This window comes from Pseudomonas sp. Irchel s3b5 (assembly GCF_900187435.1).
GTDB lineage: Bacteria > Pseudomonadota > Gammaproteobacteria > Pseudomonadales > Pseudomonadaceae > Aquipseudomonas.
In genome coordinates this window covers 117,018-126,769 of record NZ_FYDY01000014.1, presented here as the reverse complement: position 1 = coordinate 126,769, position 9,752 = coordinate 117,018, and the positions used below count along the sequence as shown (strand labels likewise).

At 60.8% G+C, this 9,752-nt stretch carries 5 protein-coding genes and 1 pseudogene; all 6 read right to left on the bottom strand.

Annotated elements, in window-relative coordinates:
- Window positions 1–453: 453 nt before the first annotated feature.
- Window positions 454–1,677 carry an NADH:flavin oxidoreductase/NADH oxidase family protein gene (locus CKW15_RS16550; RefSeq protein WP_095152445.1) on the bottom strand — a complete coding sequence of 408 codons (1,224 nt, stop codon included), beginning with the start codon at window positions 1,675–1,677 and terminating at the stop codon, window positions 454–456.
- 53 nt (window positions 1,678–1,730) lie between these two features.
- Window positions 1,731–2,054 (bottom strand): annotated as a pseudogene (locus tag CKW15_RS16545) (GGDEF domain-containing protein); the annotation flags it as partial.
- A complete protein-coding gene (locus CKW15_RS16540) occupies window positions 2,055–2,933 on the bottom strand; it encodes a DUF4434 family protein (RefSeq protein WP_095152443.1) in 879 nt (292 codons plus the stop codon).
- Entirely contained in the window at window positions 2,933–6,097 is a 3,165-nt protein-coding gene (locus CKW15_RS16535) for a hypothetical protein (RefSeq protein WP_095152442.1), read from the bottom strand. The genes CKW15_RS16540 and CKW15_RS16535 overlap by 1 nt, the downstream gene beginning before the upstream one ends.
- Window positions 6,094–8,268 carry a cyclic di-3',5'-guanylate-activated glycosyltransferase NrfB gene (gene nrfB, locus CKW15_RS16530; RefSeq protein ID WP_095152441.1) on the bottom strand — a complete coding sequence of 725 codons (2,175 nt, stop codon included), beginning with the start codon at window positions 8,266–8,268 and terminating at the stop codon, window positions 6,094–6,096. Before nrfB ends, CKW15_RS16535 begins: the two co-directional genes overlap by 4 nt.
- The gene (gene wecB, locus CKW15_RS16525) at window positions 8,265–9,419 is read right to left on the bottom strand and encodes a non-hydrolyzing UDP-N-acetylglucosamine 2-epimerase (RefSeq protein WP_095058106.1); all 1,155 of its coding nucleotides are present in this window, start codon (window positions 9,417–9,419) and stop codon (window positions 8,265–8,267) included. Before wecB ends, nrfB begins: the two co-directional genes overlap by 4 nt.
- Between the last annotated feature and the right edge of the window lie 333 nt (window positions 9,420–9,752).

Below are 9,752 nucleotides of genomic sequence, written 5' to 3'. Positions count from 1 at the left end.
AAAACCTGTAGGAGCTGGCTTGCCAGCGATGGCGGCCTGTCAGTCAACATCGATGTTGGATGGTATGGCCTCATCGCGAGCAAGCTTGCTCCTACAGGTTGGGTGCCGTGCGAATAATTTGTGTTCGACGCAAAAACTGTAGGAGCTGGCTTGCCAGCGATGGCGGTCTGTCAGTCAACATCGATGTTGGATGGTCCGGCCTCATCGCGAGCAAGCTTGCTCCTACAGGTTTAGTGCCGTGCGAATAATTTGTGTTCGACGCAAAAACTGTAGGAGCTGGCTTGCCAGCGATGGCGGTCTGTCAGTCAACATTGATGTTGGATGGTCCGGCCTCATCGCGAGCAAGCTTGCTCCTACAGGTTTAGTGCCGTGCGAATAATTTGTGTTCGACGCAAAACCTGTAGGAGCTGGCTTGCCAGCGATGGCGGCCTGTCAGTCACTATCAATGTTGAATCATTTGCCCATCGCCTGCCGATACTGCTTCGTGCGCCTGGCAATATATAAACGATCCAGAATCAACGCCCAAATCGCTGAAACCTGCGGTTGGGTCGTGCGGCCTCGGCTCAAGCGCTGTAGCTGGAACTTCACCACGGCCATGCTCGCCAGCGCTGCCAGGGGTTTGCGTTTCCAGCGGATCGGCGGTAATTGCGGATGGCTGTTCTGACCTTCACGCCAGTGCTTGACCAACAGCGGTTCAACGGCCAGTGCCGTGCCGATCCCGGCCATGTCGATGCCGCTGTCGAGCACCTGTTCGACAATCGGCAAACGTCGAATCCCACCCGTCACCATCACCGGCATGTTTGCCACACTGGCCAGTTCGCCGGCCATTTCCAGAAAGTACGCTTCACGGGCCAAGGTCCGGCCATCCCGTGCTTCGCCCTGCATGGCCGGTGCTTCGTAGCTGCCACCGGACAGTTCCAGCAGGTCGATGTGTTGATCGTTGAGCCATTCGATCACTTGCCGGGCGTCGTCGGCGTCGAACCCACCGCGCTGGAAATCCGCCGAGTTGAGCTTCACCGCGACACAGAATTGAGGCGACACAGCCTTGCGCACGGCGCGGACTACGTCCAACAGCAAACGCGCACGATTCTCCAGCGTGCCGCCCCAGCGGTCCGTGCGGCGATTGGTCAACGGCGAGAGAAACTGGCTGATCAGGTAGCCGTGGGCCGCGTGAATCTGCACACCGGTGAATCCGGCTTTTTCCGCCAGTGCAGCGCTGGTGGCGAAACGTCGGATCACATCTTCGATGTCGTCCTCGGTCATCGGCTTCGGTTCGGCAAACATCTTCGAGAACGATCCCAGATCCAGCGCCACCGCCGACGGCGCCAGGGCCTGTTGGCCAAGGTTGGCCATGGTCTGGCGGCCGGGATGATTGAGCTGCATCCAGAACTGCGCACCACCGGCCCGGCCGATGTCGGCCCACTGACGGAAACGTTGCAGGTGACGTTCATCTTCCAGCACCACGCCACCGGGGCCGGTCATGGCGCGGCGGTCGATCATCACGTTGCCGGTCAACAGCAATCCCGCTTCACCCTCGGCCCAGGCTTGATACAGGCGAAACAACGCGCGGTCAGGCGAATGGTCGGCGTTGGCGAGGTTTTCCTCCATCGCGGCTTTGGCGATGCGATTGCCGATGGTCTGGCCGTTGGGCAATTTCAATGTCTGGAAGGGTGACATGCTTGGCTCCTCGAAGTGATGAGTGGAGCCTAAGCTTAAAGTCAACTTTAATGTCAAGCAGGCAATTGAGCGCCCTGCAGTGACTGATGAAACGTAAACCGATCCTTCCCCGTATGTTTTGAAGCATACAAAGCCTCGTCGGCCTTGACCAACGTCTGGTTCAAGGTGTCGTCATCGAGCACCCGCGCCAGACCGATGCTGATGGTCACCGGGTGCTGTGCCGGTTGCTCGCGGACTACCCGACAAAGCTTCCCGGCCAATGCCTCGACGTCTTCGCGGCGGACCCCGGGCAAGTAGATCGCAAGTTCTTCGCCGCCCAACCGCGGATATTCGAAGTCAGCCATCACCGACCGGATGTCCAGGGCAACGATCCGTATTCAATGGTTTTGAACATCGTTGCCCTTGTTGTTGTGTTGGTTATCGAGAATTACCTGACCCCAAGGGCGATAGCGAAGGGAAAAGACTGCTGTTGGATGACATCCCGATGCCGACATTTGCGGGGTAGCCGGTTGAGCCCTGAAGGGTTGCCCGACAGCACTGACCTGGCGGAACGCTTCCCGGACGATGCCGATGGAGCAGGGCAGTGCATCGGCATAACCCCGTTGAACCAACGAAGGTAAACGCCCGGTGCCCGCGCCGTCCTGCCACCAGACTTGAATGCCCACACTCGCCAGTTCACCCAGCCACTGCCCATTCACCAGCGGCGCCAGTTTGCCGGCACTGAAGACGCTGACATGCAACGGTGCATCCAGTTTGGCGGCAAGGTCCTTGAGCTGGCGGTGCAGGGTTTGCCGTCGATCGACTGGCAGGAAGTGCAGATCATCCAGCTCCATCGGCAGATACCAGCCGCTGACGGGTAGCTTCCAGTCTTTGCGTAGCGCCTTCTGTTGCGCCAGCGACTGCCCCAATTGCGCCTGCCAATAGCTCGCCAATCCCGCACTGTCCAGCTCGTCGATGCGTTGGTAGTAGGCTGGGTCCATGCGCAGCCCCAGTACCAGTTTCAGGCCTTGGGCCTGGGCCAGTTTGAGGCTGTTGGCGAGCCAGCCCTGGGCGCCGCCGAAGTCCGAGTCGCCATAGGCCGTCCACTGCACGATCACGGTGTGAGTGCCTTGTTTGGCAGTGTCCTGCCAGATCCGTTGCCATTGCGCCTGGCTCAGGCTGGCATCGGCGTTGAGCGGCTGATAGAAAATCCGCTGGTCCGCGCAAGCCATCGCGGCGCTCAACAACAGACCCACAGCCAATAAAAATCGCCTCATCAGAAATTCAACTCCACGCCCAGCAGCACGCCGTCGCCGCCGTCATACAGATTGCCACCCAGCGATTGTTGGTACTCGGTACGCACTGACAGGTGAGCGCGGTAGGCGTTGTAGGTGTCGTCGTGGAACCACCATTGCCAGCGCAGGCCGAGACCGGTGCGCAGATCCTGGCGCCAGTCGTTGCTCGGGTCCTGGCTGGCGAATTCGAGAAAACCGTAGGGCATGAGGGTTTGTGCGCCGTTGAACGGCAGCTTCCAGGTGTGCCCCTGCTGGAAGCGTGACAGCCATTGATGGTCACCGGCCTTGGTCCACCACGCGGCATCGAGATAGAGAAAGCGTTCTTCCCAATCGCTTTCGTCGACCCGCCAATCGTTGCGGAATCGACCCTGATCGAGGAACGACGCGGTGGCGCGCAGCAGGTAGTCGGTGGTGGTGTTACCGTCTTCACGATGATCTTCGGCCTGATCGGAAACCTTGTCGGGGATCAGCATTTGGCCGAGGCTCAAGCCGTGGTTGTCCTGATCGTCGAACTGGCTCTGCTTGTAGACCTCACCGTAGAAATTGATGTTTGCCGTGCCCCAAGGCTTGTAGCGCAGGCCCACGCCAGTGGCGATGGACTCGGCATAGCTCGAGCGACTCTGGCCGCCGAGCAGCACCCGTCCGTAGGCCGACAGCGAACTGCCGGCACGGCTGGGTTCTTCGCCGAGCGCATGGTCCCACATCGCCAATTGCACGTTCTGTGACGTTGAGCGCCGTTGCGAGCCAGTGCTCTCGTCAGGGCGCACGAAGTCGTTGGTCGAGACCCCGGCCGGTGACCAGGTGCTGGCGAAGGTGAGGGTATCGCGGCGGGACAAAGACTCGTGAGCACGGCGCTGGCGATAACGCCGCGCTTCCATGCTGCCATCCTCGTCGTCGGCCGCGACCGGGTGTTGTTCCAGGTCGATCACGCGCCGCAGCTCCTTGCGGGCCGAGGCGCTGTCTTCGACTTCGTCATAGCGCCAGGCGAGGGTTTCGCCGAGTTGGTAGTCCTCAGGGAAATCCTGGGTGGCGGCTTGCAGATAGGGGATGGCGCGGGCACGTTCCTCCTTGGTGTCGGCGCCGGCCAGACGCATGCCGTAGTCGGCGCGAAAGCGTGGGTTGTTCGGTTCACGGCGCACGGCCTCGGCCAGCCATGCGCTGCTTTGCGGCAGGTCGCCGGCCTTTTGCGCGGTGACCGAAGCGGCGTAAAAATGCCCGGCATCGGGAGCCTGTTGCAGGGCGGAGCGCTGGCGCTGTAATGCGAGAGCGTGATCGCCCCGGGCATCGGCAATCGCAGCACCCAAGGCCCATTCATTGGCGCCACGACTGCGGCTTTGTTGCCAGTAGCGTTCGGCAGTCTGAGGGTCGCCTGCATTGAGTGCGCTGCGGCTAGCCGTGAGGCGGGCGTTGTCGCTGAGTTCGGCGTCTGGAAGGCTGCGCCAGATGGCCAGTGCACCAGCAGAATCCCCGGCAGCTTCCAGGGCGTAGGCCAACGCCAGGCGACTGTTTTTGTCGCCGAGTTTGGCGGCTTCCTGGTAATACACCACCGCTTCACCGGGGCGTTCCGGCATGGCGCATCGACCGAGGGCGCGATAGTCACCGGCGCTTTGCGGATGACTGCCGATGGCCTGTTGCACCGCATCGCACTGACCGTTTTCCGCCAGTTGCGCCAGCAGCTGCCCGCGTGTGGCGGGGTCGACACGATTGACCAGTGTGGTCATGCGTTGCTGCTGCGCCGCAGTCGGTGTCGATGAGGCATACAGTCCCGCCAGCCGTTGCAAGAGGGCTGTGGGTAACTGGCCGTTGTGGCGGTCGTAAGCGTTTTCGAGCAACCGTTGCGCGTGATCACGCTGGCCCGCATTCACCAGCAAATACGTCGCCTGGTTGAGCGAATCGAGGTTGCCGGTCTGCTGGTAATGACGCTCCCACAGCGTCGCCGCTTCAGCCGTGCGCCCGGATGCCTGAGTCAGCTCGGCCCGGCGTTTGACCACGTCGGCGGTTTGCGGCTGAGCGGCGAGATAAGCCATGACTTTGTCGCTGCGTCCTTCGTCCTGCCAGACGTCCAGCAGTCGATCACGCCGTCGCGAATCCCACGGTTCCGGCAAGCGGGTGCTCTGCAGCAATTCGGTGGCTTGCAGGCGTTGAGCGAGAATCAGCCAGGCCTGCGGATCTGCATCGGGTGGGCAACGTTGGAGCTGACTGAGCGCGGCTTGCGGGTCGTGGTGGGACAGCCAGTCGACTGTCTCAAGGCACGGTCGCTGCAACTCGCCACTCAAGCGTTCTACCGTTGCGCTGTCGCCGGTTTGCCGTGCCAGTTCCCACAGGCGCTGGCGCTGGGCCGGATCGGCCAGGTCGGCGGGTGGCAGCGATTGCATCCAGCGTTGTGCCTGCTCGTGATGTCCCATGGCAATTGCCCGGTCGACCATGGCCAATCGCGCCTTGCGTGCCGCTTCCGGGCTTGGCGCGGTTTGCAACAATTGTTGCAAGGGTTGCTCGTCGAGGCGTTGCACATAGGCGTTGGCCAGGCGTTGCCAGCCTTGGGCATCGAGTTGTTTGCTCGCGGCCAGTGGGGCCAACTCTTTGATGGTGCCGTCCCAGTCGCGCAACTGCTCGGACCAATTGGCCCGCGCCAGGTGCAGAACGCGCTCATCACCCTTGGGCGGCAGTTGCGCCAGCCAGTTGTGGGCCCGGGCCGCGCCACCGAATTTGGCCAGGCTCAAACTGTAGGCCTGCCACAGGCGCACGCGCTGGTTCAGGTTGCTGGTGGCGATCCATTGCTCCACCTGTTCGCTGCCCGGCGGGTCCTGTTCGATCCAGGTCAGGCGCAGGTTGAGCAGCGCCTCGCTGTTGGCCGGGGTAGCCGGTAGTGCTTGCGCGGCATCCTTGTAACGCCGTTGTTTGGCCAGCGATTGCACCAGCAGCGCCCGCGCTTCATCGTTTTTCGGCACCTTGGTCAGCAGGTGGCGCATCAGTCGTTCGACTTCCTTCCAGTTGCCTTTTTTCGCTTCGCGGTAGCTGCGGTCCATGTAGGGGAAACTGCGGAACTGCTCAAAGTCGGTCAACGGTTCGGCTTGCACCCAAGCCGTAGTGCTCAGGCTGAGCAGCAGACTTCCGACCAGCAAGGTTCGACGGTGGGCAGGCTTCATGCGACCTCCCGTGTAATGCGGTAGGCGGCTTGTTGTTCGCTGGCCTGATCGGCCAGGGCTTGTTCGAGGATCTCCTGGGTGATCATGCCGCGGTCAATCAAGTGCTCGCCCAACGACATTTTTTCCGCATCGAAATCGATCAGCGCCTGATTGAACAGGGTGGGCGGTACCATGCCGCGCACTTGCAACAGATTGCCCAGCAGTATCTGGTGATGGCTGACGCGCTCGATCAAATCTTCGTCGTCCTGATGTTGCTCAAGCACGCGCAGCATGTCGCGAACTTCCTGGCTTTGACGAGGGCTGGGGTACCAGTAGCGGATGCCGAGTGTCACCCGGCCTTGGGGTGCGAGGCGGCAGCGCACCGGGCGTTTCAGTTGGCGGCTGATTGCACCGAGGGACACCTGGCTCACCGGGCCTTCGGAGGCCAGCACCAAAGTTTCGCCTTCCTCGGCGACCGGCAGCACGCCGTAGTGCGTAGCGATTTTGCGTGGTACGGCGTCGATCAGGCGTTTGTCGAGTTTGAACGGATTGAGTGGCGCCCATTCCAGGTCCAGTTGCTCGGCCAGGGTCTGCACCAGTTGGGTGGTGTTGATGTGACCGCGCAGCAGCAGTTCCTGACCCAGACGTCGGCGGAGCGGGTTGGTGATGATGTCTTCGAGTTGTTCTTCGGTGAGCAAGCCTTTTTCCACCAGACGATGACCCAGCGGGGTGCGCTGGGCCTGGGCCAGCGCTGGAAATTCGTGAGTGGTCTTGTCCCAGGCGACGCGGCGCGAATCGCCCATTTCCATCACTTGACGCAGCGCTCGCAGGTTGGCGAAGAAGTTGACGAAGTTGCTCCACATCATTCGCGGCGCCGACAGCAACCCTTCACCCAAACCGTAATAGCGGGTGACAAACCAGCCGCGTTGAAACAGCCGATTGAGCAGCATGAAGCCGTTGAGCCACAGCAAGGTCGCCAACAAACTGCTGTCGGCGAGGAACGACGGGTAGCGCCAGGCGTTCGGCGCGATCACTGTCACCAGCCACATCGCCAGCAGGACCAAAAAAAGCAGGTTCACCAGGAAGCTCAACAGGTACGCGATCAAGCCGCGGCGGTCGCGCCACAGAAAATAATTGAGCAAACCCTTGGGGCTCCAGCCGAGATTCTTGGTGCCCTGGAACACAATGCCGACGATCCAGCGTGATTTCTGGCGGATGGCGTGTTGCAAGTCCCGGGGAAAGTGCTCGCGCACGCAGATCACCTGGGAAAACGCGTGGTTCATCCCGAACGCCCAAGGCTGTTCGAGCGCCAGTTTCGGGTCGGTGACCGAGTAGCGGGCGAAGATGCACTTCATGCCTTTTTGCTTGAGGCGGAACCCGATGTCGTAGTCTTCGGTGAGACTCTGTACATCGAAGGCAATGCCGTCGCCATCCTCCAGCAGCGCGCTGATGGCCTTGCGACTGAAGCAGGTGCCAACCCCGGCGCTCGGCACTTGCCCGGTCAGGGCTTCGCGAACGATGACATCCTTGCCGTGGTTTTCGGCGAACTCGTCGACATAGTGCCCGGCGGTGAACCCTTTCCATTCCGGCGCGTAGGGATAGACCGGAATCTGGATCAGGTCCTTGCTCGGCAGCAGGTAGTTGAACAGGCGCAATTCCATCGGCGAAATCACGTCCTCGGCATCGTGCAGGATGAAACCGGCGAACTGGATTTTCGCATCGCTTTCAAAACGCAGGATCGCGTCGATCACGTTGTTCAGGCAGTCGGCCTTGCTGGTGGGGCCGGGGCGGGCGCACACCACTTTGTGCACGTTGGGGTAGTGCAGGCAGACCGCATCGACATCGGCCTGGGTCTCGGCGTCGTTGGGGTAGGTGCCGACGAAAATCTGATAGTTCTCGTAGTCGATGGTCGAAGCAGCCAGGCGCGCCATCTCTCCGACCACGCCGACTTCGTTCCAGGCCGGAACCATGATCGCCAGGGGCTTTTCGGCGATGGAGTACAGCCGCTCCTCATCGGCACGGCTGAATTTTTCATAGACCCGCCAGCGCCGGATCAGTTTGCGGCCCCAGTACATGACGTCGATGAACAGGTCATCGAGCCCGAGGATGAACATCAGCAGGGCCAGGATGATCGCGAGGTATTTGAGTCCGAACAGCACATAGGCAAAAAAGTCGACAAACAGCAGGCTCATACCGCTTTCCCTGCGGCCGCACGGTGTTTGAGCCAGACACCAAGGCGATTGGCGATACGTTCGCTGGCGTGCCCGTCGCCATAAGGGCTGTGGACCCGGCTCATGCGCTGGAAGGTGGCGTCATCATCGAGCAACAGACTGGATTCCTTGACGATGCGGTCAGTGTCGGTCCCCACCAGCAACACCGTTCCACCTTCGAGCACCGACGGCCGTTCGGTGACATCGCGCAGCACCAACAGTGGTTTGCCAATGGCCGGGGCTTCCTCTTGAATGCCGCCGGAATCGGTCAGGATGAAATACGCGCGTCCCATCAGCCAGACGAAATGCTGGTAATCCTGGGGCGCCACCAGATAGATGTTGGATTTGCCCGAGAGCACACTGTAAACAGCTTTTTGCACCTGCGGATTGAGGTGCACCGGGTAGACAAATTGCACGTCCGGGTAACGTTCGGCGAGGGTGGCCAGGGCCTGGCAAATGTTGCGGAAACCACCACCGAAGTTCTCGCGGCGATGTCCGGTGATCAGCACCATGCGCCGATTGTCGTCGAGCACCGCCAGCGGTGAGTCGGCGGCCGGGTGCCAGTGGCTTTCCCGTTGGTGATCGCGCATCCACACCAGCGCATCGATCACCGTGTTCCCCGTGACCTCGATGTTGGCCTTGGGCACACCTTCGCGCAGCAGGTTGTCTTCGCTCTTGGTGGTCGGTGCGAAATGCAGGTCGGCGATGACGCCGGTCAGGTGCCGGTTCGCTTCCTCCGGCCAAGGCGCACGCAAGTTACCGGTGCGCAAACCGGCCTCGACGTGGCCGATGGGTAACTGACGATTGAAGGCGGCGAGGGCGGCAATGAAACTGGTGGTGGTGTCGCCATGCACCAGCACGATGTCCGGTTGCACGCGTTCATAGGCTTTGTCGAGGTGCGCCAGCAGTTGTTCAGAGAGCCCGTTGAGGGTTTGGCCCTGGGTCATGACCTGCAAGTCTTCATCGACCGCCAGTTCGAACGAGTCGAGCACCTGCTTGAGCATTTCCCGATGCTGACCGGTAGAGCAGATGTTCAGGTTGATGCCGGGCCAGTTACGCAGAACCCGCGCCAGGGGTGCCATCTTGATGGCTTCAGGTCTTGTGCCGAAAACCATCATGACTTTAAAGGACATGAACCCTCCAGGGACTGCACACGCCGTCGTGACGCGGCTATCGAGACCGGTTATCACTTGTGCATTGAATAAAGCAGTCGGATGGGGGGTTGTCCAATGGGCTGCGACGACTCGGAAATTTCTGACAGCGTTGCTATGCACATCGCCACTACGCAAAAAACGCTTCCCTATTCCCAACTTTTCCATGGCGTCCCGTGGCACACTTTCTTTCGTTTATTCCGCTACTCGATACCATCTTCCGCTATAGCGGAATTTCTATTGTCCTGGAGTGCTTGCCATGCATCGCCAACAGCAACCGCTTTTAACCCCTACTATCAATCTGGAGAAGCACCC

What these genes read in the sequence shown, in the direction of transcription:
- CKW15_RS16550 (WP_095152445.1), bottom strand. Translation starts at nt 1,677, where the DNA reads ATGTCACCCTTCCAGACATTGAAATTGCCCAACGGCCAGACCATCGGC.
- CKW15_RS16540 (WP_095152443.1), bottom strand. Translation starts at nt 2,933, where the DNA reads ATGAGGCGATTTTTATTGGCTGTGGGTCTGTTGTTGAGCGCCGCGATG.
- CKW15_RS16535 (WP_095152442.1), bottom strand. Translation starts at nt 6,097, where the DNA reads ATGAAGCCTGCCCACCGTCGAACCTTGCTGGTCGGAAGTCTGCTGCTC.
- nrfB (WP_095152441.1), bottom strand. Translation starts at nt 8,268, where the DNA reads ATGAGCCTGCTGTTTGTCGACTTTTTTGCCTATGTGCTGTTCGGACTC.
- wecB (WP_095058106.1), bottom strand. Translation starts at nt 9,419, where the DNA reads ATGTCCTTTAAAGTCATGATGGTTTTCGGCACAAGACCTGAAGCCATC.